This window comes from Mesorhizobium sp. WSM4308, assembly GCF_002294905.1.
In the GTDB taxonomy this organism is placed as follows: domain Bacteria; phylum Pseudomonadota; class Alphaproteobacteria; order Rhizobiales; family Rhizobiaceae; genus Mesorhizobium.
In genome coordinates this window covers 237,935-262,362 of record NZ_NSFW01000001.1, presented here as the reverse complement: position 1 = coordinate 262,362, position 24,428 = coordinate 237,935, and the positions used below count along the sequence as shown (strand labels likewise).

The following is a 24,428-nucleotide window of genomic DNA, read 5'->3' as shown; positions in this document are numbered from 1 at the left end:
GCGGCCTGCGAGCCGCCCTTTTTGTTATCTGCCGGAAACCCTACCGCAGCGCCGCCGCGATGTTGCCCCCATCCACCGTCGTCACGTCGGCGGTGGTGCGTTCGGCCAGCGCGTGATGCAGGAAGGCCTGCGCCACATCCTGCGCCGTCACTTCCTGGCCAAGCAGATTGCCGGACATGTATTCCTTTTCCGATACGCCGCGCGCGCCGGAGCGGCTGGCGATCATGGCGTCGGTCAAAAGGCCGGAGCGGATGCGGTCGGCGTTGACGGCGTTCGAGCGGATGCCATGGGCGCCGTAGTCGAGCGCATATTGCCTGGACAGGAACAAAGTCGCCGCCTTCGGCACGCCATAGGCGCCGAATTTCGGACCGGGATTGACCGCCTGCTTGGAGGTGTTGAACAACAGCACACCGCCGGTGCCCTGTTCCAGCATGATGCGCACGGCGTTCTGCGCCACCGACTGGTGGGCGAAGAAATTGAGCTCGAAGCTCTTGCGCAGCAGCGCATCGTCGAGCTCGCCGATCCGGCCTTCCCAGGCCGTGCCCGCGTTGGAGACAAGGATGTCGACGCCGCCGAACACGGCTAAAGCTTTGTCGAACGCCGCGCGCACCTGGGCCGGGTCGGTGATGTCGGCGGCGACGCCGATCGAATTGTTGCCGGCTTTCTTGGCGGCATCGGCGGCCTTCTCGGCATCGAGATCGACGACGACGGCATGGGCGCCATTGTCGGCGAACAGCTTTGCCGTTGCAGCCCCGATCGCGCCAGCGCCGCCGGTGATCAGCACCACCTGGCCGGTCAGCGGCTTCGGCTTGTTGGAGGCAAGCTTGGCCTGTTCGAGCGACCAGTATTCGAGCGGGAACAAATCGGCCTTGGACAGCGGATGGAAACGGCCGACGGCTTCGGCGCCGCGCACCGCCTCGATCCACATCTCGCCGACATCGGAGGCGATCCTGGCATCCTTCAGCGTGCGGCCGTGGCCGAACATGCCGAGCCCCGGCACCAGCGTCAGCCGCGGCATCGGGTCGAGCATGGTGCGCTTGACGTCGTCGAGTGCGTCATTGGTCTCGAAATAGGCCCGGTACTCCTTGGCGAAGGCGTCGACATGGTTCTTGATGACGGCCTTGTAGTCGCCGACCTTGTCGGCATCGGGCGCCGGCACCGCCATCGGCCCGGTCTTGATGCGGATCGACAGATCCGGTGTCGACACGCCGCGTCCGGCATAGTCGGCGATGGCGGCCGAATTGATGAAATCGACGATCGCGTCGGAGGTGCGGAAGTCAGAGATCATGCGGTCGAAGCGGCCTTCGCCGCGCGCCACCGCAACGGCGCCGCGCAGCATCGGCGCGATGGACGCCGGCGTCGCGAGCCTTGCCGGCAACGCCGCCTTGGCAGCCTTCGGCTTGGCGTTCCTGGCGACGTACTCCTCGGCGACGTTCACATAGTGGATCATCCGGTCATAGGCCTGTTTGGCATCGTTACCAAAGGTGAAGATGCCGTGCTTGTCGAGGATCAGTCCTTCCACCGTCGGGTCGGCATCGAAGACGTCGGCCGCCGCCTTGGCAAGGTCGAAGCCCGGCATGATGTAGGGCACGTAGCCCATCTTCTCGCCGAAGACCGTCTTTACCAGCGGCTTCGAGTCTTCCTGGTCGACGATGGCCAGGATAGCGGTCGAATGGGTGTGGTCGACGAATTTATGCGGCAGGAAGGCATGCAGCAGCGTCTCGACCGAGGGATTGGGCGAGGACGGATCGATGAGGTTTGCCCGCTGCAGCGCCACCATGTCCTCGTCCGCGAGCTTGTCCAGCGCGCGCGCCTTGAGCAGGGCGCCCATCTTGACCGCCGGCAGTCCCTGCGGCTCGATGACGGCCATGTCCCAGCCGCTGCCCTTGACGCACAGCACATCCCATTCATCGCCGACGAGGTCGGTCGCCTTGATCTTGCAGGACGTGTTGCCGCCGCCATGCAGGACCAGCTGCGGCACGCCGCCCAGCAGCCGCGTCGTGTAGACGCGCAGCGCGAGGTCGCGGCCGACGCCCTTCTTGGCATAGTCGGCGACGAGTTTCTCGGCCGTGTCGTCGTTCCACAAATTCTTCATGTTCGCTTCGTCCAGTTGCTGTCTTGGGTGGTGAAACAGGAATGCCGCGACGCCTTGATGACAATGCGCCGGCGAAGGGTGCCTTTTTCAGGATGCTTTATGTGGTGTCGCTCCGGCATGATCGAGCAGCCGTTGCGCCATATGCGCGCCGACCACGAGATGCGTGCAAAGCCCGCCCGCGAGCGCCGCGAGCAATGGCTCGAACTTGCTGTCCTCCTGCACCACCATCAAGCGTTTTTCGATGGCGCGCAGCGAGCCGAGTTCAGCCGAAATGACCCGGCGGTTGTAGCTGCAGTCGAGTGCCTCGCCCCTGGCGTCGATGATCTGTCCGGCAATCACCCCGGCGGCGCCGATGCCGCGCAGCGCGGCCATTTCGTCCGGGTTGAGCGCGCCGCATTTGACGACATGGCTGTCTGCATCGACGGTGCCGACGGAGAAAAGCGCGAGATTGCAATCGCTGATGCCGGCCAGCTGTTCGCGGATCACCGGCTCGGCGCGCAACGCACGCGCCAGCTCTTCCGTCGACAGCACCAGCGGCGCATAGAAATTAAGCCCCTTGGCGTTGAGCCGGCGCGCGATTTCCATGGTGCACTGGTCGGGCCGATAGGAGTAGGGCGCGCCGAGATTGCCGCAGAGCTGCACCACCGTGACATCCTGCAGGTCGGCATAGGACATGATGTCGGCGATTGTATAGACAGTGCGGCCCCAGGCGACGCCGATACGGTCGCCCTTCTTGACCAGTTCGAGAAAGACGCTCGCCGCCAGCACGGCGATATCCGTAGACGGGTCCGGGATATAGCCGTTCTCCGGTGCGATCCAGACCGCGTCGAGCTTCAAGGCATCCTCGAGCCTGCGCGCCATCACGTCATCGGTGAACAGCTGCGTCGAGGTCGAGATGTTGACGATGCCGGTCTCGCGCGCCTTGCGCAGATACATGGCCACCGAAGCACGCGAAATGTTAAGCTGGCTCGCAACCTGGTCCTGCCGCAGGCCATGCGCATAGTAGAGCCAGGCGGCTTTGTGAATGAGTTGTTCTGCCGGTCGGATCGCCATGCCGTCTCCTCGGCTGACATTAGTCACGGCTCTCGACAAAAGTCAAATTGGCATGCGTGAGTGCGATCGCCTCTAAACAAAACGCATCCGGGATGGTCGTTCTACAAAGTCCGGACAGCATAGCATTTTCGACCATTCAGGGGGATGGCCTGACGAGAGCCCTAAGGTTAGAAAGCTCGAAAAGGACTTGGGGAGGACGGGATGGGCAATTCCTACCAACAGGATCTGGACAGGAACGCGGCCAACCACCAGCCTCTGACGCCGCTCACCTATCTGGAGCGCGCGGCAAAGACCTATCCCGACCACATCGCCATCATCCACGGCCGCCAGCGCATCAGCTACCGCGATTTCTGGCACCGCTCGCTGAAGCTCGCATCGGCGCTGCAAAAGCGCGGCATCGGCAAGGGCGACACGGTCACCGTGATGCTGTCCAACACGCCGCCGATGCTGGAGGCGCATTTCGGCGTGCCGATGACCAAGGCGGTGCTGCATTCGCTCAACACCCGCCTCGACGCCGCGGTCATCGCCTTCCAGCTCGACCATGCCGAGACCAAGGTGCTCATCGTCGACCGCGAATTCTCCGGCGTCGTCCGGCAGGCGCTCGATCTGGCCAAGGTCAAGCCGCTGGTCATCGACTATGACGATCCCGACTACGCCGCCGACGCCCCCTATCCGAAGGGCGAACGGATTGGCGGGCTCGACTATGAGGATTTTGTCACCGGCGGCGACGAGGATTTCGCCTGGTCGATGCCCGACGATGAATGGGACGCCATCTCGCTCAACTACACCTCGGGCACGACAGGCAATCCGAAGGGCGTCGTCTATCACCATCGCGGTGCCGCCCTGATGGCCTACACCAACACCATCCATGCCGGCATGGCCAAGCACGCCGTCTATCTCTGGACGCTGCCGATGTTCCACTGCAATGGCTGGTGCTTTCCGTGGACTCTGGCCGTCCAGGCCGGCACCCATGTCTGCCTGCGCTGGGTGCGGCCGAAGCCGATCTACGACGCCATCGCCGATCACGGCGTCACCCATCTCTGCGGCGCGCCGGTCGTCATGTCGGTGCTGATCAACGCCCGGGATGAGGACAAGCGCACGTTCGCGCAGACGGTGACCTTCAACACCGCGGCCGCGCCGCCGCCGGAAGCCGTGCTGTCGGGGATGGCCGATGCCGGCTTTGCCGTCACCCATCTCTATGGCCTGACCGAGACCTATGGCCCGGCCGTGGTCAACGAATGGCACGGCGAATGGGACGATCTCGCAAAGGGCGAGCGCAGCGCCAAGAAGGCAAGGCAGGGCGTGCGCTACGCCGCGCTCGAAGGCCTGACCGTCATGGACCCCGAAACGATGCAGGCGACGCCGGCCGACGGCGAGACCATCGGCGAGGTCATGTTCCGTGGCAACATCGTCATGAAGGGCTATCTCAAGAACCGCAAGGCCAGCGACGAATCCTTCGCCGGCGGCTGGTTCCATTCCGGCGATCTCGGCGTCATGCATCCCGATGGCTACATCCAGCTCAAGGACCGCTCCAAGGACATCATCATCTCGGGCGGCGAGAACATTTCCTCGATCGAGGTCGAGGATGCGCTCTACAAACACCCGTCCGTCGCCTCCTGCGGCGTTGTGGCGCGCCATGACGACAAATGGGGCGAGGTGCCGGTCGCCTATGTCGAGCTGAAGCCCGGCAAGACGGCGAGCGAGGCCGAGATCATTGAGCACTGCCGTGCGCTGCTTGCCCGCTTCAAAGTGCCGAAAGCCGTGATTTTCGCCGAGATTCCAAAGACCTCGACCGGCAAGATCCAGAAATTCCGGCTCCGGGAAATGGCCAAACTCGCCTGAAAAGCGACTGCCTCTCAAAAAATATTTCGAGTTGCCCGCATCCTTGGGCCGCTTGGTGACGTCTGTTGGATGTCACCATCTGTCACGATCTTGAACGCGTACGTCGATTTCGCGTTGACATCCCACCTCCTTCAATTTACGACTGACGAAAATTGAAATTCGTCACTTGTCAAACGAAAGAACCATGTCCGAAGCCGCCAACATCATGGTCGATACCGCCAGACAGGAGAATGTGACCCGCATTCTCGACTGCGCCGAGCGCCTGTTCCGGCACTATGGCTACGGCAAGACCAATGTAGCCGACATTGCCCGCGAGCTCGGCATGTCGCCGGCCAACATCTACCGTTTCTTTGCCTCCAAGGTCGAAATCCACCAGGCGGTGTGCGGCCGGATGCTCGGCGCCAGCTACAAGATGGCTTACGAGATCATGCACCTGCCGATCGGCGCCGAGGAGCGGCTGCGGCGCTACATTCACGCCCAGTACAAGATGACGCTGGAGACCATGCTCGATGCGCAGAAGGTCCATGAGATGGTCATCGTCGCGCTTGAGCGCGATTGGGGCGTCATCGACAAGCACGTCGACAGCATCCACGATCTCTTCGCGGAAGTGATCCGCGAGGGTATCGAGGCCGGCGAGTTCGCCAAGCAGGACCCGGTGACCGCGTCACGCTGCTTCGGCGCCGCTACAATCATCCTTTGCCACCCGCAGATGGTGGCGCAGTGCCTTGCCAAGACCAACCGGGCAATGCCCGACGAACTTATCGACTACGCCATCAGAGCCTTGAAATAGCCGCCGGCGCCGGTGTCGGCAGTCCGCCTCCAGTCGGGAGTATTACTATGTCTTTGTCCAATTCCATCATCCGCGGGTTGCCGGTCGCGGGCCTGGTAGTCGCGGCGCTCGCGCTTGCCGGCTGCAGCCAGGAGAAGGCCGAGGTCAAGGAGATCATCCGCCCGGTCAAGGTCGTCGAGATCGCCCAGGCGCATGACTCCCGCACGCTCTCCTATTCGGGGTCGGTGCGGGCCCGCACCGAAAGCGCCCTGGCTTTCCGCGTCAACGGCAAGATCACCGAACGTCTGGTCGACATCGGCCAGCATGTGGTGCCGGGCGATGTGCTCGCCCGCATCGATCCCACCGACTACGATCTGTCGGTCAAGAGCGCGCAGGCAGCGCTCGATGCCGCCGAACGGCAGGTCGAGACGACAGAGCTTGCGCGCAAGCGCGCCGAGCAGCTTTTCGCCAAAAACTTCGCGCCGAAATCGCAGCTCGAACAGGCGACGCTGACCCATGACCAGGCGGTCGCCACGCGCGACTCCGCCCGTTCCTCGCTTGACCAGGCCAAGAACCAGGTCGGCTATACCGACCTCAAGGCCGACAGGGACGGCATCGTCACGGCTGTCAACGCCGATGTCGGCCAGGTGGTCGGCTCCGGCACGCCTGTGGTCACTGTCGCGGTCGACGGCGAAAAGGAAGTTCTGATCGCGGTGCCGGAAATGGAGATCGCCGAGTTCAAGCCCGGCAAGTCGGTCAAGGCCGGGTTCTGGTCCGACAGCGCGCTGGCGCTCGACGGCAAGGTCCGCGAGGTTGCCGGCAGCGCAGATCCACAGTCGCGCACTTTCGCCGTCCGTGTCAGCCTGCCCAATGATCCACGTGTGCTTCTCGGCATGACCGCCAATATCGAGGCCTCGGCCGCCAACGAAAAGCAGCTGGTTTCGATCCCCTTGAGCGCCTTGGCGGAGAAAGACAGCCAGTCGATCGTCTGGACCGTCGATCGTGACGCCGACACCGTTCATGCCCGTCCGGTGAAGGTTGCCAAGTTCGCCGCCGATGGCGTGCGTGTGGCCGAAGGATTGAAACCCGGCGATGTCGTGGTCGCCGCCGGCACCCAGTTCATGACCGAGAATCTGAAGGTCAAGCTCGCCGGCGGCGTGGCGCAGCAATCCGCGTCCGCCGAGGGCGACGACGCCAGCCGGCTGCGCTGAGGACAGATAGGTCGGCCGCGCGTTGCCGCGGCCGCAGGTTTCCGGGCGGCGTGCGCCCGAAGGTTGAGACGTCACGGCCGATGTACCCCCGCATCGACCTAGCGTCCCACCGCGATGAGTGTCTCTCCGCTCGGAAAGCCTCGCCGCCCGGAAGCCAGATCGAACACGGATGATTTCGTTTCGCGCGCCCTGCTTCTTCGAAGCGCCAGGCGCCGGCAAACAAGCAAAGTGGACCTGCAACGATGACGACCTCCACTGAAGAAAAGCGGCCCTTCAACCTGTCGCGCTGGGCCATCGGTCATCCCTCCATCGCGCGCTTCCTGTTCGGGCTGATCATCATCGCCGGTGCGCTCGGCCTGATGCGCATGGGCCAGAAGGAAGACCCCGATTTCACCTTCCGGGTGATGGTCGTCCAGGCGATCTGGCCGGGTTCCTCTATCCAGGAGATGGAGGACCAGGTCGTCAACAAGATCGAGCGCAAGCTGCAGGAAACGCCGCATCTCGACTTCGTGCGCTCCTTCACGCGCGCCGGCAGCGCCATCATCACCGTGCAGATCAAGGGCGACACCAACGCCGCCGAGGTGACGGACGCCTTCTATCAGGTGCGCAAGAAGGTCGGCGACATTTCCGGCGACCTGCCGCAAGGCCTGCTCGGCCCCTATTTCAACGACGAGTTCGGCGACACCTTCATCACCCTGCATTCGATCAGCGGTGACGGCTTCTCCTATCCAGAGTTGAAGAAGTTCGCCATCCAGGCGCGCGACATGCTGTTGACCACGCCAGGCGTCGAGAAGGCCGTCATCATCGGCGACCAGCCGGAAAAGCTCTATATCGATGTCTCGTCCAAGGCGCTGGCCGAGCGCGGCCTGACGCTGACCGACCTGCAGAACGCCATCAAGGGCCAGAACAATGTCGATCCGGCCGGTGCCGTCGACACCGGCGTCAATTCGGTGCGCATCTCCGTCGAAGGCGACGTCACCAAGGCCGCCGACATCAGGGAATTGCGCCTGCGTGCCGGTGGGCAGGTAACCCGTCTCGGCGACATCGCCACCGTGACCTCCGGGCTCGAGGATCCCTTCCAGCGCAAATACCGCTTCAACGGTCATGACAGCGTGCAGCTTGGTGTCGTCATGGCGAAGGGTTTCAAGGTCACCGATGTCGGCAAGGACGTCGAGGCGACCTACAAGCGCTTTGAAGAAGCGCTGCCTTATGGCGTGTCGGTCGACCAGATTTCCGACCAGCCGGGCGTCGTCACCGATGCAGTGGCCGAATTCATGCATGCGCTCGGCGAGGCGCTGCTGATCGTGCTTGTCGTCTCGTTCCTGTCGATCGGCTGGCGTTCAGGGCTGGTCGTCGCCATCGCCATCCCGCTGGTTCTGGCCGCTACCTTCGCCATCATGTACGAGCTCGGCATCGACCTGCAGCGCATTTCGCTGGGCGCCCTGATCATCGCGCTCGGCCTGCTCGTCGACGACGCCATGATCGTCGTCGAGATGATGGAGCGCAAGCTTGAGGAGGGGCTGGTCAAGATCGAGGCGGCTAGCTTCGCCTATACGTCGACCGCTTTCCCGATGCTGACCGGCACGCTCATCACCACCGCCGGCTTCATCCCGGTCGGCTTCGCCGCTTCCACGGCTGGCGAATATGTGCGCACGCTGTTTTATGTCGTCGGCATCGCGCTGATCGTCTCGTGGTTCGTCGCGGTCTATTTCACGCCGTGGCTCGGCAACATGATCCTCAAGCAGCGCAAGCATGCCGGCAGCCATCACGATGTCTTCGACACGCGCTTCTACCGCCGGCTGCGCTCTACCGTCGGCTGGGCCGTGCGCCACCGCATCATCGTTCTCGTCATGACGCTGGTGACTTTCGGCACCAGCCTGTGGGCGTTCCAGTTCATCCCGCAGAACTTCTTCCCGCAATCGTCGCGGCCGGAAATCCTCGTCGACCTCTGGCTGCCGGAAGGCACCAGCATCAAGGAGGTCGAGACGCAGGCCAAGGCGCTGGAAGCCAAGATGATGGACGACAAGGACAAGCGCTTCATCGCCACCTATATCGGCGAGGGCGCGCCGCGCTTCTTCCTGCCGCTCGACCAGCAGCTGCGCAACCCGAACTTCGCCCAGATGCTTGTCATGGCCAATGACGAGCCTGCGCGCGAGCGGCTGATCGTCAAGCTGCGCACGGTTCTGGCCGAGGATTTCCCCTCGATCCGCGCCAAGGTCGATCGCCTGTTCCTCGGACCGCCGACCGGCTGGCCGGTGCAGATGCGCGTCATGGGTCCCGATCGCCAGGAGGTGCGCCGCATCGCCGACCAGGTGAAGGCGAAATTCCGCGAGGATCCGCTGCTGGGCGCGGTGCATGACGATTGGCTCGAGCCGGTGCCGGCAATGAAGCTGGTCATCGACCAGGATCGTGCCCGGGCGCTCGGCGTTACCTCGCAGCGCATCCGCCAGATGCTGCAGGCGACCATGGCCGGTGCGCCGCTCGACGACTTCCGCGACGGCGAGGAGACGGTCTCCATCGTTGCCCGCGAGCCGGATGCCAGCCGCAGCCTGCTGTCCTCGGTCGATTCGGTCTACATCCCGACCGATTTCGGCGGTTTCGTGCCGCTGTCGCAGGTGGCCAAGGTGGTGCCGGTGCTGGAGCAAGGCATCGAGTGGCGCCGCGACCGCCTGCCGACGATCAGCGTGCGTGCAACGCTTCCCGATGGCGTGCAGTCCAACGACGTCGTCACCAAGATGTACAAGGACATGCAGGGCCTGCGCGACGGCCTGGCGCCCGGCTACAAGATCGAGATCCAGGGCGGTGCCGAGGATTCGGCCGAAAGCCAGGCGTCGATCGCCGCCAAGGCGCCGGTCATGCTGGCCATCATCGTCGTGCTCCTGATGATCCAGCTGCAGAACTTCGGCAAGGCGATGCTGGTGCTGGCCACCGGTCCGCTCGGCATCATCGGGGCTGCCGCCGCGCTTTTGATCAGCGGCGCGCCGTTCGGCTTCGTCGCCATTCTCGGCGTCATCGCGCTGCTCGGCATCATCATGCGCAACTCGATCATCCTGGTCGACCAGATCGACCAGGACATCGCCAGAGGCATGGAACGTTCGGAGGCCATCATCGGCTCGGCCGTGCGTCGTTTCCGGCCGATCGTGCTGACGGCGATGACGGCGGTGCTGGCGCTCATCCCGATCTCGCGCGCCGTGTTCTGGGGGCCGCTCGCCTACGCCATGATGGGCGGCATCGTGGTTGCCACCGTGCTGACCATCCTGGTGCTGCCGGCTGGCTACGCCCTGTTCTTTGGCCGCGAGCCGAAGAAGGTGGTGAACAATGAGCAGGCGCCCGAGCCAGAGTTGGCGACCGAGCGGCCGCAACTGGCCCTGGCCGCGGAATAAGGAGGTTTCATCGCATCATCCGCCGTCAGCTATGGCGGATGATGCGGTGTGACGGCTGGTCCGTCGCACCGATGAAAATGCTCCCCGCTGCCGATTTTGCAAAACAGAATTCCTTCCCAGGGCCGCAATGCGGTTCCATGTTGAGCGACACCGGAGCGGCAACGCTCGTCCTCATCAGGATGTCTTCCCATGGCAGAAAAACGGCAATTGCGGCTTGGCGCCTTCATGCGCCCGGTCAGCTTGCACACCGGCGCCTGGCGCTATCCCGGCGCCTATCCTGACGCCAATTTCAACTTCGCGCATCTGAAGCGCTTCGCCCAGACGCTGGAGGCGGCGAAGTTCGACGCCTTCTTCATGGCCGACCATCTGGCCGTGCTCAACATGCCGATCGAGGCGCTGCGCCGCAGCCACACCGTGACCTCGTTCGAGCCGTTCACGCTGTTGTCGGCGCTGGCCGCCGTCACCGATCACATCGGGCTGGTCGCCACTGCGTCGACGACCTTCGACACGCCCTATCACATTGCTAGGCGCTTCGCGTCGCTCGACCATATCAGCGGCGGACGCGCCGGCTGGAACATCGTCACCACGTCCAACCCCGATGCGGCGCTCAACTTCGGGCTGGACGAACATGTCGAGCATGACGAGCGCTATCACCGGGCGCGGGAATTCTACGATGTCGTGACCGGCCTGTGGGACAGTTTTGCCGACGACGCCTTCATCCGCGACGCCGAAAGCGGGCTCTATTTCGATCCCGCCAAATTGCACGTGCTGGACCATAAGAGCGAACACCTCTCCGTGCGTGGCCCGCTCAACATTGCGCGGCCGGTGCAGGGCTGGCCGGTCATCGTCCAGGCCGGCGCCTCGGAAGCCGGGCGGCAACTGGCCGCCGAGACGGCCGAGGTGATTTTCGCCGCCCATGGCGATCTTGCCGCCGGGCAGCGCTTTTTTGCCGACGTCAAGGGCAGGGCACAGAAGTTCGGCCGCTCCCGCGACGACATCAAGATCCTGCCTGGCGCATTCGTCATCGTCGGCGACAGCGTCGAGGATGCGCGGGCCAAGCGGGCGAAGCTCGACAGCCTGGTCTATTACGAGAGCGGCATTGCCTCACTGTCGATCGCGCTTGGGCATGACGCGTCGGCCTTTGATCCCGATGCAACGCTGCCGGACATACCCGAGACCAATGCCTCGAAGAGCAGCCGCGAGCGCGTCATCGAGCTTGCCCGGAACGAAAACCTGACCATTCGCCAGCTTGCCCAGCGGCTGGGCGGTTATTCCGGGCTCGCCTTCGTCGGCACGCCGCAAACCATTGCCGACGAGATGGAGGAATGGCTGATCACCGAGGGATCGGACGGCTTCAACATCATGTTTCCCTATCTGCCCGCCGGGCTCGACGATTTCGTCGAGAAGGTGGTGCCCGAGCTGCAGCGGCGCGGCATCTTCAGGCGGCAGTATGAGGGCTCCACGCTGCGCGAGAATCTCGGCCTGAAGCGGCCGCCCAACCGGTTCTTCGAGAAGACGACGATCCGCAAGGCCGGTTGACGAAAAGCATCGGGCGCGCCGAAGCGCGCCCGATGCTTCATAAGTCGGCCTGTCAGATGACGAATACCCAGTTTGCGATCAGCATCACCGCCACACCGGCGATCAGCGTCAGATAGGGCAGCATGCCCGCTTTCTTAACCGCGAGGTCAGCTCCCGTCATGCCGAGATCGGCCAGCATGTGGTCGGGGAATTTGCCCTTGTCCTGGATGTAGTGGCGGTAGCAGAACACCGGGATAATCAGTGCCGCGGTGATCAGCCCGGCCCACAGCGCCATCGGGTTCCATACCTTGGCGCCGGCGCCCATGAAGATCGCGTTGACATAGGCGAAGATCGCCCCGATCCCGAGAAGCCAGGTCGGCGCTTTCCACGGCCGCGCGATATGGCCGTTGTCGATGCGATGGATCCAGCCGGCATTGAGGTTGAGGAAGTTGAAGATGATGTAGCCGCAATTCGACACGGCGAGGATGAAGAAGAAGCTCGTCGCGTCGGCCGAGGCGATGGCCAGCACGATCAGGTTGAAGCAGAGGTCGGTCCACATCGCGCGCGTCGGCGCGCCATGTTCGTTGACGTGGCTGAGATAGCGCGGCAGCCAGCCGTCGACCGAGCCCTGGTAGAGTGTGCGCGAGGAGCCGGCCATCGCCGTCATGATGCACAGCACCAGCGCCAGGATCATCAGCATCACCAGCAGGCTGTGGATAATCTTGCCGCCGCCGACCATGCCGGCCAGCGCATCCGCCACACCCGAGCCGTCGACGATCGGTGTCGCCAGCATGCCGTTCAAGCCCAGCACACCCTGGAAGGTGAAGGGCACCAGGATGAACAGAAGCATGCAGAGCAGGCCGGAATAGAAGATGGCCTTGAACGTGTCGGTGCCGGGGTTCTTGAACTCGGAGGTGTAGCAGACGGCGGTTTCAAAACCGTAGGTCGACCAGGCGGCGATGAACATGCCACCGAGCACCAGCGTCCAGCCGGCGATGTTCCAGGCGCCCGGGTCCGGCGCATAGGCGGCCGCCAGCGGCACCAGCGGCGAGAAATTGGCCCAGTTGATCTGTCCGGTGAAGATCGGCACGACGCCGACGATCAGCATCGGGATGATGACCAGCAGGCCAATATATTTCTGCACATTGGCCGTGCCGAGGATGCCGCGATGCTGGATCGAGAAGATGATCAGCATCAGCACCGCGCCGATGAAGAAGGTGGCGTTGAGCGTGAAGGAGACCGGACCCAGCGTGTGGCTGTACAGCGTCCAGTTGCGGATCGCCGGTGTCGCGGCCGCGGTCACCGCCGTGATGGCGTCCGCGGGCGCCGTTCCGGCATGCGCCGCTATATAGGCGACGACATCAGGCGAGGTCTCGGTGAACAGCGGCACCGGCGCCAGCGCGTTGAGGATATAGGCGGCGGCGATCGAGCAGCCGAGAGACAGCACCGGCGACCAGGCGAACCAGTTGCACCACACCGACAGCGGCGCGATGAACTTGGAATAGCGCAGCCAGGCGGTGGCGCCGTAGATAGAAGCGCCGCCAGACTTGTTTGGGAACAGGCCGGCGATCTCGGCATAGGTGAAGGATTGCAGGAAGCCCATGATCATGGACACCGTCCAGATCAGGAAGGCCAGCGTCCCGGTCGTGCCGGCGATGCCGCCGATCGAAAACAGGACCAGTGCCGGAACGCCGCTCGCCACCCAGAAGGCGCCGCGCCAGTCGATATGCCTGAGCAGCTTGCTTTCGGCAGGCTGCTCGAGGGCCGTGCTTATGGTGCTCATGTCAGTGACTTCCCCTTTTTCTCGTGTTCCCCGCCAGCGATGCCTCGGCTTTGCGAAGCTTGCTCCCCGGCACATGACCTGACGACTCCGGTGTTTCCACTCAGTCGTATTTTTTTCTTAGGAGTGAAGATTGATCCAGCGCGCTTTCACGTCAAGCGTTTTGTGACTCCGTGCACATCACGCTTGCGCGCGCAGGCGGCGATACGTCTCGCGGCACCTCTGACGCGCGCGGTTTTGCCTGTCCGGAGGGCAGCAATCAGGAGCGCGGCCGGGTCTTCTGCGGATCGTAATGGGCGAAGGCGACGACACGCGCCGGCAGCCGTTTGGCGTGGCCGTCGAGCTTGCCGATCTCGACCTCGGTACCAACAGCCGCGTGGGTGACGTCGAGCTTGGCCAGCGCGATGTTCTTGCCAAGCACCGGCGACCGCATGCCCGAGGTGACGACGCCGATCTGGGCGCGGCCGACATGCACGCAATCGCCATGGCCGACCGCGACATTGCTGTCGATGTCGAGCCCGACCAGTTTGTTCTGCGGGTTCTCTTTGCGGCGGATCAGCGCCTCGCGGCCGATGAAATCGTCGGTCTTGCTTTTCAGCGGCACGGTGAAGCCGATGCCGGCCTCGAACGGATCGGTCTGGTCGGAGAATTCGTAGCCCGCGAAGATCAGCCCGGCCTCGATGCGCACCATGTCGAGCGCTTGCAGGCCCATCGGCTTCAGCCCATGCGGCTGGCCGGCTTCCCAGATGGCGTCGAACACTTTTTCGGCGTCGCGCGGATGGCACCAGATCTCATAGCCGAGCTCACCGGTATAGCCGGTGCGCGAGACGACGACCGGAATGCCGTTGCCGCCGCCGATGCGGGCGACCGCGAAGCGGAACCATTCGAGCTCGTCGAGCGAAGGCTGCAGCGGCGAAGTCCAGATCACTTCTCTGAGGATATCGCGGCTTTTTGGGCCCTGTACGGCGACATTGTGCATCTGGTCCGTGGAGGAGCGCACCAGGACATTAAGCCCAAGCTTCTTGGCGGTCTCTCGCAGCCATTCGCCGGACAGATCGTCGCCGCCGACCCAGCGGAAATTATCCTTGCCGAGCCGCAGCAGCGTGCCGTCGTCGATCATGCCGCCATGCTCGTAGCACATGGCGGAGTAGACGACCTGGCCGACGCCGAGTTTTTTCACGTCGCGGGTCAGCGTGTATTGCAGCAGCGCTTCGGAATCCGGGCCGGTGACCTCGAATTTTCTGAGCGGCGACAGGTCCATGATCACGGCGTCCTGCCGGCAGGCCCAGTACTCGGCGATAGGCCCCTCCTTGGCGAAGGAGTTGGCCAGCCAGTAGCCCCTGTATTCCGAGAAATTGCGGGTGTGCTTGGCAAAGGACGAATGGAAGGAGGTCTCGCGGGTCATTTTCGGTTCCGAATCGGGCGTCATGCGTCTGGCGATCGCTCGCGAGAATTTGTGCTGGCCGGAATAGGTCCGCACATGGATGTCGGTGAGATCCCAGCCATTGGCCGGCGTCGTGTCGTCGGGGCAGGCGGAGGAGACGCAGACGATGTCGGTCAGCGCCCTGAGCAGCACATAGTCGCCCGGCCGCGACCATGGTTCGTCGGACACCATCACGCCATGCGCGTCGATGGCGGTGTTGAAGAAGAAGTTGATCGCCATCCACCCGGTGCGGGGATTGATGCCCTTGCCGGCCAGGGCGCCATTGAAATTCTCCGAGCAGTTGGTGTGGCCGGGATAGCCGATGTCGTCGTAATATTTCGCAGCACAGGCCAGCGCGAAGGCATCATGCCGGCCGCATGTGTCCTGCACCACCTCGACCAGCGGCTCCATGTCCTGGTCGTAATATTTGGAATGCAGGCCAGGCATCGGATAACTCGACCCCATCAGCGTGCGCGTCGTCGTCACGTCGAGAGGATGGTCGAGGCCCTTGTCCAGCTTGCGCGCCGAAAAGCACTGGAAGTCGGTGCATTGCCGGCCGTCGACATCGATGATCTGCAGATAGTCGCCGGCCTTGACGAAATAGGATTCCGCCGTTGCTGAATGGACGCGCAGGTCAAGCACCGGATCGGCGAGGGGATCGGCCACCTGCGATTTTGTTTTCAGGCGGATCGTGGCGCGGCGCACGATGACGGTGAGCGGCGTCGCCGTGTCATGGCTGTCGACCAGCATCGGTCCGCCGGGCGCGGCGATGACCATCGAGCCGTCGCGCGTGACGGTGAAAGCCTGTTCGGTCCCGGCGGGCGTTGTGCTGCCGAACACGCGCAGCGCCTTTGCCTGATCGAGCACCACTTGCCGGCGCGCCAGCCCGCGGCGTAGGGACGCGAGACTGTCATCGCCCTCGGCGAGGAGCGCCTTGATGCCGGCGGCATTGCTGTTGGATTTTTCGCCGAAGATGCCGGGATCGGTGGTGCCTGTGGTGTCCCAGGCCAGAACTTCGCAGGCCTGGCCGCCTTCGACATTGCGTACGGTGATGATATCGCCGGCCTCGACCTCGATCAGCAAAGCCCCGTTGCCTTGGATCGTGTGGCGCTCCATGCCTGGCGGCAGCGCGATCTGACCGGGCCTCAGGATGAGGCTCGGGCGCGGCGGTCCGGCTGTGACTGTTGGGTAGGGCGACTGGCTCATCTCAGCCTTGCGGTTCGAGAAACAAGTTTGCCTGTGTGTGAAATTATTTTAGCAGCAAGAATAGCAGCGCGGTTGCGTTTGGCAAGGCAGACCACCCCTTCTTCCTTCTCCCCTTGTGGGAGAAGGTGGATCGGCGCGCAGCGCCGAGACGGTTGAGGGGTGGGTGACGGAGTGCCGCCGGTGCCAAGCTGGAGCACCCCTCATCCGACCTCGCTTCGCGAGGCCACCTTCTCCCGCAAGGGAAGAAGGGAAAAGCGCGCAAGGGCTACGCCAGTTGCTCTGAATGCGCGATCGCCAGGCCGTACTCCGCAGCCGAGTCCAGCATCGTGTGCCAAAGGCTCTCGGCGAAGGTCGCGAACACCAGAATGTTGAACACCGCCAGCCCATCCGCCAGGTCATTCCCACGCCAGAGCGTGACGCTGGTGTGATCCATCGACGTGGCCGCCGCCGCGCCGACGGCGAACACACCCGAATGCAGATCGATCGACGACAGCTTGGCCAACATCGCCCGCGCCTTGACGCCAGAAACGCTGATCAGCACACGGGCATGCGACTGGTCGGAGAGCGAAGCCGATTGCGCGAACGCTTGGCCAAGCGCCCCAATCGCGTGCTTGCCGCCCTTCGACAGGACAAAAAACTGATCAGGTCCCGACCAGATCAGCGTGGCATCCGAGCCTTGCACCGCCTGCGGTGTTTTCGGAGCCGCACTGCCGAAGCGTGCCTTCGCGGCCTTGGCCATCTCCGCCGCCTTGCCGCGCCGCGCCATCACCTGGACGAGGTCGAAATTGCGGATCTCGGTCAGCGTCACGCAGGCATCGCCACGCGCACCATACCGCCCCACCGCGAGCGCGCGATCGAGCGGACTGCGAACGTCCCAGGAAAACTCAGCCACGCTGGCGCCCTCCATCTGGATCATAGAAGACGGGATTGCAGAGCTCGACGTCATAGTCCTCGCCGCGTATCGGGTCATGCGCATGGACGATCTCGCCGATGCGCTCGCGTCCGCGCTCGACAAGCGCGAGCCCAATCCACTGGTCTGATGTCGGCGAGAAGCAGACCGAGGTGACATAGCCCTGGTCGTTGCCTGGCCCGGGCGTCTGCCCCTTCGGGATGATGTGCGCGCCCGAGCGCAGGCGGCGCGCTCTGTCCGTCGGCTTGATGCCGACGACGACCTGCCGGTCAGGCGCGACAAGCGCCTCGCGGCCGGCCATGACGCGGCCGATGAAATCTTTCTTGGTCGACGTCATCTTGCCGAGGCCAAGATCGGCCGCCGTCGTCGTACCGTTCAGTTCCGGTCCGGCTACGTGGCCCTTTTCGATGCGCATCACGCCGAGCGCCTCGGTGCCGTAAGGCGTGACGCCGAACGGCTCGCCGGCCAGCATCAGATTGCGCGCCATCGCCTCGCCGTAGCGTGCCGGCACGGAAATCTCGAACGCCATCTCACCGGAGAAGGAGATGCGGAACAGCCTTGCCTTGATGCCGCCGCGCAATGCGACTTCCCGCGCGCCCATGAAGGGAAAACCTTCATTGGAAAGGTCCTCCGCCGGGTCGACGATCTCCTTCAGCAGGCCGCGGGTTTTAGGGCCGGCGATCGAGAATTGCGCCCACTGGTCGGAGACGGAGGTCAGCTGCACGTCGAGTTCGGGAAACAGCACCTGCCGGCAGAATTCGAGGTGCTGCATCACCAAACCGGCCTTGGCGGTCGTGGTGGTCAGGAAATAGTGGTCCTCGGCCAGCCGCGACGTCGTGCCGTCATCATAGACGATGCCATCCTCGCGCAGCATCAGCCCGTAGCGCGCCTTGCCGACGGCGAGGTTGGAGAAGGTGTTGATGTAAACGCGGTCGAGGAAGGCGCCGGCATCGAGACCGTGCACGTCGATCTTGCCGAGCGTCGAGACATCGCAGAAGCCGACGCCGCTTCGCACGGCCTTGACCTCGCGGGTCACCGATTCCAGCCAGTCCTTCTCGCCAGCGCGCGGATACCATTGCGCGCGTTTCCATAGGCCGGTGTCGACGAAGACAGCACCCTGTTCGGCGGCCCAGTGATGCGACGGCGTCAGCCGCGTCGCGTGGAACGTCTCGTCGCGATGATGGCCGGCAAAGGCGCCGATGGCGACCGGCACGTAAGGCGGCCGGTAGATGGTCGTGCCAGTCTCTGGAATGGATTTTCCGGTCACCGCTGCCATGATGGCTAGGCCGGCGACATTGGACGTCTTGCCCTGGTCGGTCGCCATGCCGAGCGTCGTATAACGCTTCAGATGCTCGACCGATTCAAAACCCTCGCGCTGCGCCAGTTCGATGTCGGAGGCGGTGACATCGTGCTGGTAGTCGACGAAGGCCTTGCCCTTGCCGGCGACGTGCCAGAGCGGCGTCAGCGAGAATGCCTCGTCGTTGGCAACAGGCGCGGTGCCTGCCTTGCCACTATGTCCGGCACCATGTGCCGCTGCCACGCCGGCGGCAAACCCTTTGGCGAGGCAGGCGCCAAGTCCGAAGTCGCCGTTGGCCGCACCGGCTGCGACCATGCCGGGAGGCGCGCCGTCGGGCACGAAGGCAGCAATGTCGTCGCGCCATTTCGGTCGGCCGCGATGATAGGAGGTGAGCCCGACCGCCGGATTCCAGCCGCCGGAAACCGCGAGCCCGTCGGCCTCGACTTCGGCGCGCGCGCCGCCGGTGAGCGACACTGCGATTTTCCGAACACCGTCCTTGCCGCCGTCAACGCCGCTGACGGAGCCGTGCAGCACCGTGAAGCCATTCCTGGAGGCCAGCGATCGATGTGACGGCGAAACGTCCGGCCGCGCGTCGATCACCGCCGCGATCTGCAGCCCGGCACCAAGCGCGGTCTCGACCGTGCGCCAGCCATCCTCATTGTTGGTGAACAGCGCGGTGCGCTTTGCTGGAACAGCGGCATAGCGTCCGACATAGGTTCGCATCGCCGAAGCCATCATCACGCCGGGCGTGTCGTTGCCGGCGAAAACGATCGGCCGCTCAAGGGCGCCGGCCGCGACCACACAGCGCTTGGCCACGATGCGCCACATCCGCTGGCGCACCTGATGTTCGGGCGGCGAGGGCATATGGTCGTTGACCCGCTCCAGCGCGCCGTAGGTGCCGCCGTCATAGACGCCGAACAGCGTCGTGCGGGTCAGGATGCGGACATCGGGCATTGCCGCCAGTTCGGCCAGCGCCCGCGACAACCATTCGGCGGCCGGCAGGCCGTCGATCGTGCCGCCATCCGACAGCAACCGGCCGCCGAACGCAAAATCCTCTTCGCACAGGATGACGCGGGCGCCGCTGCGGCCGGCGGCCAATGCTGCCGCCAGACCGGCCGGACCGGAGCCGGCGATCAGCACATCGCAATGCGCCCAGGCCTTGTCGTAGTGGTCCGGGTCGGCAACACCGGCGGCACGGCCAAGACCGGCGGCGCGGCGGATCGCCGGCTCGTAGATGGCTTCCCAGAATTTCGCCGGCCACATGAAGGTCTTGTAGTAGAAGCCGGCGACGAAGATCGGCGAGAAGAGCTGGTTCACCGACATCACGTCGAAGCGCAGCGACGGCCAGCGATTCTGGCTGGCGGCCTCAAGGCCTTCGTAAAGCTCGGCCGTCGTCGCCTTGGTGTTCGGCTCGCGCCGGGCACCGGTGCGCAGTTCGACCAGCGCGTTGGGTTCTTCCGAGCCCGCGGTCAGGATGCCGCGCGGGCGATGATACTTGAACGAGCGCCCGACTAGCTTGACGCCATTGGCAACCAGCGCCGACGCCAGCGTGTCGCCCTCGAAGCCGGAAAAGCTCTTGCCGTCGAAGCGGAAGTTCAGCGGCGCCGAGCGGTCGATGAGGCCGCCATTGTTCAGCCGGTTTGTCTGCCCACCGGCCATCACGCGCCAACCTTCGCCCCACCGGCACCCGCTGCCGGTTCGATCGCCGAAATCTCATGCGTCAGCGTGTTGCGGGTGACCTTCAGCCACGCCCGGCAGCCGCCGCCGTGATACCAGTTCTCGCTCATCACGCCGGCGATGTTGTCGCGCAGATAAACATAATCGTAGACAGCATCTTCACCGGCACCCGCCGCCGGCCGCACCGGTTTGGCGTCGCCGAGATAGGTGAACTCGCCGAGTTCACGTTCGCCGCAGAAGGGACAGACAATGCGCATGATTTTCCGGCCGTCCTCAGTGCAGGTTCGGTTGGGCGCCCTGGCCCTTTTCGTCGATCATGGCGCCAGTCCGGAACCGGTCGAGGCGGAACCGTGCAGCTTCCTCGTGCGGCGTGTCGCGGGCCAGCAGGTGGGCGAAGACGAAGCCTGAGCCGGGCGTCGCCTTGAAGCCGCCATAGCACCAGCCCGCGTTGAGATAGAGGCCGTCGACCGGCGTCTTGTCGATGATCGGCGAGCCGTCCATCGACATGTCCATGATGCCGCCCCACTGGCGCAAAAGCCGCACGCGGCCGATCATCGGCATCAGCGCCATGCCGCCCTCGCAGACATCCTCCATCACAGGCAGATTGCCGCGCTGGGCGTAGGAATTGTAGCCGTCAATGTCGCCGCCGAAGACAAGGCCGCCCTTGTCCGACTGGCTGACATAGAAATGGCCGGCGCCGAAGGTCATGACATTGGGGATCAACGGCTTGATCGCCTCGGAGACGAAGGCCTGCAGCACATGGCTTTCGATCGGCAGGCGCAGGCCCGCCATTTCAGCGACGCGCGACGAGGAGCCGGCGACCGCCATGCCGACCTTGCCGGCGCCGATCCTGCCGCGCGAAGTTTCGACACCGGTCACCTTGCCGTTGGCGTCCCTGACAAAGCCGGTCACCTCGCAATTCTGGATGATGTCGACGCCAAGCCCGCTCGCCGCATGGGCATAACCCCAGACCACGGCATCGTGCCGCGCCGTGCCGCCGCGCCGCTGCAGCAATCCGCCTTGCACGGGAAAGCGCGCATTGTCGAAGTTCAGGAACGGCATCATCTTCTTGACCGCAGCGAGGTCGAGCAGTTCGGCGTCGATGCCGTTGATGCGCATGGTGTTGCCGCGCCGCGCATAGGCGTCGCGCTGCGCGTCGGAATGGTAGAGGTTGATGACGCCGCGCTGGCTGACCATCGCATTGTAGTTGAGGTCCTGCTCCATCCGCTCCCACAGCTTCATCGACAATTCGTAGAAGCCGGTGTTGCCGGGCAGGCCGTAATTGGAGCGGATGATGGTGGTGTTGCGGCCGGCATTGCCCGAACCGATCCAGCCTTTTTCCAGGACCGCGACGTTCTTGATGCCGTATTCGCTGGCGAGGAACCAGGCGGTGGCCAGGCCATGGCCGCCACCGCCGATGATCACCACGTCGTAGCGATCCTTCGGCGTGGCGTCGCGCCAGGTGCGCTGCCAGTTCTTGTGGTCGGAAAGGGCGGCACGGGCGAGCGAGAAGATCGAGTATTTCATACGTTCATTCCGAGGTCGCTCGCACCGGCAGGACGGCTATATGTCCAGCGTGTGGTCGCGCTCCCATTGCGTGAAGTGCGAAGCATAAGAATTCCATTCCTGGTGCTTCAGCTTTAGGTATGCCGACGAGAATTCCTCACCCAGCGCCGCCTTGAGTGATTTGTCCTTGTCGAACTCGCGCAGTGCGTCGAGCAGGTTCAGCGGCAGTTTCGGAGCGCCCTTCACCGTGTGGCCGTGCTGGTACATGTCGATGTCGTAGCGCTTGCCGGGATCGGCCTTCGAGCGGATGCCGTCGAGGCCAGCGGCAATGATCACAGCCTGCAAGAGATAGGGGTTTGCAGCACCGTCGGGCAGGCGCAGTTCGAAGCGGCCGGGGCCCGGCACGCGCACCATGTGGGTGCGATTGTTGCCGGTCCAGGTCACCGTGTTCGGCGCCCAGGTCGCGCCCGAAATCGTGCGCGGGGCGTTGATGCGCTTGTAGGAATTGACCGTCGGGTTGGTGATCGCGGCAAGCGCGGAGGCATGCTTCATGATGCCGCCGAGGAAGTTCTTGCCCTTGGCCGACAGGCCAAGCTCCATCGAATTGTCGGCGAAGACATTGGTCTTGCCCGCCTTGTCCCACACCGAGATGTGGGCATGGCAGCCATTGCCGGTCAGGCCCTGGAAGGGTTTCGGCATGAAGGTGGCCCGCAGGCCGTGCTTCTCGGCCACCGACCTGACCATGAACTTGAAGAAGGAGTGCTTGTCGGCGGTGGCGAGCACGTCGTCGAAGGCCCAGTTCATCTCGAACTGGCCGTTCGCGTCCTCATGGTCGTTCTGGTAGGGCCCCCAGCCGAGCGCCAGCATGTGATCGCAGATCTCCGCGATGACGTCGTAGCGGCGCATCACCGCCTGCTGGTCGTAGCAGGGCTTTGAGGCCGTGTCGTATTGGTCAGAGATGACGCCGCCGTCCGGCGAGATCAGGAAGAACTCGGCCTCGACGCCGGTCTTGACATGCATGCCGTCGCCGGCGGCCTCCGCGATCAGCCGCCTCAACGTATTGCGCGGCGTCTGGTCGACCTCCTTGTCGTCCATGACGCAATTGGCGGCGACCCAGGCCACCTCCTTTTTCCACGGCAACTGGATGACCGAGTCTGGATCCGGCACCGCCAGCATGTCGGGATGCGCCGGCGTCAGGTCCAGCCAGGTGGCGAAACCGGCAAAGCCGGCGCCATCCTTCTGCATGTCTGATATCGCCTGCGCCGGCACCAGCTTGGCGCGCTGGCCACCGAACAGGTCGGTGTAGGAAATCATGAAATATTTGACGTTTTTCGCCCTTGCGAATTCTGCAAGATCAGCTGTCACGGAAGTTCCCCATTTTTTTGTCGATCGTTGCCCCAGAGCGTGCGGGCTTCGGCCCTTCGTTGATCAGAAGCCGTTCTTCCCCGGTATCCAGTTGGTGCCGGCGAGCGGCACGCCGGCCATCGCGGCTGCCTCGATCGTCAATGCGACGAGGTCCTCGGGTTCGAGATTGTGCAGGCTGTTCTTGCCGCAGGCGCGGGCGATCGTCTGCGCCTCCAGCGTCATCACCTTCAGATAGTTGGCCAGCCGCCGTCCAGCAGCCACAGGATCGACCCGCTTCATCAGCTCCGGGTCCTGTGTGGTGATGCCGGCAGGGTCGCGGCCTTCATGCCAGTCATCATAGGCGCCTGATGTGGTGCCGAGCTCGTTATACTCCGCCTCCCAGCGGGGATCATTGTCGCCGAGCGCGACCAGCGCCGCCGTGCCGATGGAGACCGCGTCGACGCCGAGCGCCAGCGCCTTGGCGACATCGGCGCCATTGCGGATGCCGCCCGAGACGATCAGCTGCACCTTGCGGTGCATGCCGAGATCCTGCAATGCCTGCACTGCCGGCCGGATGCAGGCGAGCGTCGGCTGGCCGACATTTTCGATGAACACTTCCTGCGTGGCGGCCGTGCCGCCCTGCATGCCGTCGACGACGACGACATCGGCGCCGGCCTTCACAGCAAGCGCGGTATCGTAATAGGGGCGCGCGCCGCCGACCTTGACGTAGATCGGCTTTTCCCAGTCGGTGATCTCGCGCAGCTCGAGGATCTTGATCTCGAGATCGTCCGGGCCGGTCCAGTCGGGATGGCGCGAGGCGGAGCGCTGGTCGATGCCTTTCGGCAGGGTACGCATCTCGGCGACGCGGTCGGAAATCTTCTGGCCAAGCAGCATGCCGCCGCCACCCGGCTTGGCGCCCTGGCCGACGACGACTTCGATGGCATCGGCACGGCGCAGGTCGCGCAAATTCATGCCGTAGCGCGACGGCAGATATTGATAGACCAGTTGCTTGGAATGGCCGCGCTCTTCCTCGGTCATGCCGCCATCGCCCGTCGTGGTCGACGTGCCCGACAGCGTCGCGCCACGACCGAGCGCCTCCTTGGCCGGACCGGAGAGCGAACCGAAGCTCATGCCGGCAATGGTGATCGGGATCTTCAGCTCTATCGGCTTCTTGGCATGGCGCGAGCCGAGCACGACACTGGTGTCGCAGCGTTCGCGATAGCCTTCGAGCGGATAGCGCGAGATCGAGGCGCCGAGGAACAAAAGGTCGTCGAAATGCGGCAGCTTGCGCTTGGCGCCGGCGCCCCTGATGTCATAGATGCCGGTGGCCGCGGCACGGCGGATTTCGGAAAGCGTATAGTCGTCGAAGGTCGCGGATTTGCGCGGCGTCGTCGGCGGGTTGCGATAGGTCATG

At 64.1% G+C, this 24,428-nt stretch carries 15 protein-coding genes; 5 read left to right on the top strand and 10 right to left on the bottom strand.

What is annotated here, in order from left to right:
- Positions 1-40: 40 nt before the first annotated feature.
- The gene (locus CK227_RS01235; protein ID WP_095771153.1) at positions 41-2,095 is read right to left on the bottom strand and encodes a bifunctional aldolase/short-chain dehydrogenase; all 2,055 of its coding nucleotides are present in this window, start codon (positions 2,093-2,095) and stop codon (positions 41-43) included.
- A gap of 87 nt (positions 2,096-2,182) precedes the next feature.
- Positions 2,183-3,148: a sugar-binding transcriptional regulator gene (locus CK227_RS01230; protein WP_095771152.1), complete on the bottom strand. Its 966-nt coding sequence runs from the start codon at positions 3,146-3,148 to the stop codon at positions 2,183-2,185.
- A 201-nt stretch (positions 3,149-3,349) separates the two neighbouring features.
- On the opposite strand from CK227_RS01230, the gene CK227_RS01225 reads away from it, so the two are divergent.
- The 5 genes from CK227_RS01225 to CK227_RS01205 all read left to right on the top strand — a co-directional run bounded on the left by CK227_RS01225 (position 3,350) and on the right by CK227_RS01205 (position 11,892).
- Complete coding sequence (locus tag CK227_RS01225; protein ID WP_095771151.1) at positions 3,350-4,990, top strand: acyl-CoA synthetase; 1,641 nt, start codon at positions 3,350-3,352, stop codon at positions 4,988-4,990.
- Positions 4,991-5,174: 184 nt separating this feature from the next.
- Positions 5,175-5,780: a TetR family transcriptional regulator gene (locus tag CK227_RS01220; RefSeq protein ID WP_095771150.1), complete on the top strand. Its 606-nt coding sequence runs from the start codon at positions 5,175-5,177 to the stop codon at positions 5,778-5,780.
- A gap of 47 nt (positions 5,781-5,827) precedes the next feature.
- Entirely contained in the window at positions 5,828-6,970 is a 1,143-nt protein-coding gene (locus CK227_RS01215; RefSeq protein ID WP_095771149.1) for an efflux RND transporter periplasmic adaptor subunit, read from the top strand.
- Positions 6,971-7,212: 242 nt separating this feature from the next.
- Complete coding sequence (locus CK227_RS01210; protein WP_095771148.1) at positions 7,213-10,353, top strand: efflux RND transporter permease subunit; 3,141 nt, start codon at positions 7,213-7,215, stop codon at positions 10,351-10,353.
- Between the two features lie 189 nt (positions 10,354-10,542).
- Positions 10,543-11,892, top strand: coding sequence for an LLM class flavin-dependent oxidoreductase (locus CK227_RS01205; protein WP_095771147.1), 1,350 nt, complete (start codon positions 10,543-10,545; stop codon positions 11,890-11,892).
- A gap of 52 nt (positions 11,893-11,944) precedes the next feature.
- Here the strand turns inward: CK227_RS01205 and CK227_RS01200 are convergent, their stop codons facing one another.
- From CK227_RS01200 to CK227_RS01160, 8 genes are all read right to left on the bottom strand, one after another.
- The gene (locus tag CK227_RS01200; protein WP_095771146.1) at positions 11,945-13,654 is read right to left on the bottom strand and encodes an APC family permease; all 1,710 of its coding nucleotides are present in this window, start codon (positions 13,652-13,654) and stop codon (positions 11,945-11,947) included.
- A gap of 256 nt (positions 13,655-13,910) precedes the next feature.
- Positions 13,911-16,280, bottom strand: coding sequence for an aminomethyltransferase family protein (locus CK227_RS01195; protein WP_095771145.1), 2,370 nt, complete (start codon positions 16,278-16,280; stop codon positions 13,911-13,913).
- 265 nt (positions 16,281-16,545) lie between these two features.
- The gene (locus CK227_RS01185) at positions 16,546-17,172 is read right to left on the bottom strand and encodes a sarcosine oxidase subunit gamma family protein (protein WP_245318039.1); all 627 of its coding nucleotides are present in this window, start codon (positions 17,170-17,172) and stop codon (positions 16,546-16,548) included.
- Positions 17,165-20,146 (bottom strand): sarcosine oxidase subunit alpha, encoded by a 2,982-nt coding sequence (locus CK227_RS01180; protein ID WP_095771144.1) that lies wholly within the window; start codon positions 20,144-20,146, stop codon positions 17,165-17,167. The genes CK227_RS01185 and CK227_RS01180 overlap by 8 nt, the downstream gene beginning before the upstream one ends.
- Complete coding sequence (locus tag CK227_RS01175) at positions 20,146-20,421, bottom strand: sarcosine oxidase subunit delta (RefSeq protein WP_095771143.1); 276 nt, start codon at positions 20,419-20,421, stop codon at positions 20,146-20,148. Before CK227_RS01175 ends, CK227_RS01180 begins: the two co-directional genes overlap by 1 nt.
- Before the next feature lie 16 nt (positions 20,422-20,437).
- The gene (locus CK227_RS01170) at positions 20,438-21,691 is read right to left on the bottom strand and encodes a sarcosine oxidase subunit beta family protein (RefSeq protein WP_095771142.1); all 1,254 of its coding nucleotides are present in this window, start codon (positions 21,689-21,691) and stop codon (positions 20,438-20,440) included.
- Between the two features lie 36 nt (positions 21,692-21,727).
- On the bottom strand, positions 21,728-23,035 hold the full coding sequence (gene glnT, locus CK227_RS01165) for a type III glutamate--ammonia ligase (RefSeq protein WP_095771141.1): 1,308 nt from the start codon (positions 23,033-23,035) through the stop codon (positions 21,728-21,730).
- A 63-nt stretch (positions 23,036-23,098) separates the two neighbouring features.
- Positions 23,099-24,427, bottom strand: coding sequence for an FMN-binding glutamate synthase family protein (locus CK227_RS01160; RefSeq protein ID WP_095771140.1), 1,329 nt, complete (start codon positions 24,425-24,427; stop codon positions 23,099-23,101).
- Position 24,428 lies beyond the last annotated feature (1 nt).

Bases quoted from the DNA above. Each gene is read 5' to 3' on its own strand.
- CK227_RS01235 (WP_095771153.1), bottom strand. From the start codon at position 2,095: ATGAAGAATTTGTGGAACGACGACACGGCCGAGAAACTCGTCGCCGAC.
- CK227_RS01230 (WP_095771152.1), bottom strand. From the start codon at position 3,148: ATGGCGATCCGACCGGCAGAACAACTCATTCACAAAGCCGCCTGGCTC.
- CK227_RS01225 (WP_095771151.1), top strand. From the start codon at position 3,350: ATGGGCAATTCCTACCAACAGGATCTGGACAGGAACGCGGCCAACCAC.
- CK227_RS01220 (WP_095771150.1), top strand. From the start codon at position 5,175: ATGTCCGAAGCCGCCAACATCATGGTCGATACCGCCAGACAGGAGAAT.
- CK227_RS01215 (WP_095771149.1), top strand. From the start codon at position 5,828: ATGTCTTTGTCCAATTCCATCATCCGCGGGTTGCCGGTCGCGGGCCTG.
- CK227_RS01210 (WP_095771148.1), top strand. From the start codon at position 7,213: ATGACGACCTCCACTGAAGAAAAGCGGCCCTTCAACCTGTCGCGCTGG.
- CK227_RS01205 (WP_095771147.1), top strand. From the start codon at position 10,543: ATGGCAGAAAAACGGCAATTGCGGCTTGGCGCCTTCATGCGCCCGGTC.
- CK227_RS01200 (WP_095771146.1), bottom strand. From the start codon at position 13,654: ATGAGCACCATAAGCACGGCCCTCGAGCAGCCTGCCGAAAGCAAGCTG.
- CK227_RS01195 (WP_095771145.1), bottom strand. From the start codon at position 16,280: ATGAGCCAGTCGCCCTACCCAACAGTCACAGCCGGACCGCCGCGCCCG.
- CK227_RS01180 (WP_095771144.1), bottom strand. From the start codon at position 20,146: ATGGCCGGTGGGCAGACAAACCGGCTGAACAATGGCGGCCTCATCGAC.
- CK227_RS01175 (WP_095771143.1), bottom strand. From the start codon at position 20,421: ATGCGCATTGTCTGTCCCTTCTGCGGCGAACGTGAACTCGGCGAGTTC.
- CK227_RS01170 (WP_095771142.1), bottom strand. From the start codon at position 21,691: ATGAAATACTCGATCTTCTCGCTCGCCCGTGCCGCCCTTTCCGACCAC.
- CK227_RS01160 (WP_095771140.1), bottom strand. From the start codon at position 24,427: ATGACCTATCGCAACCCGCCGACGACGCCGCGCAAATCCGCGACCTTC.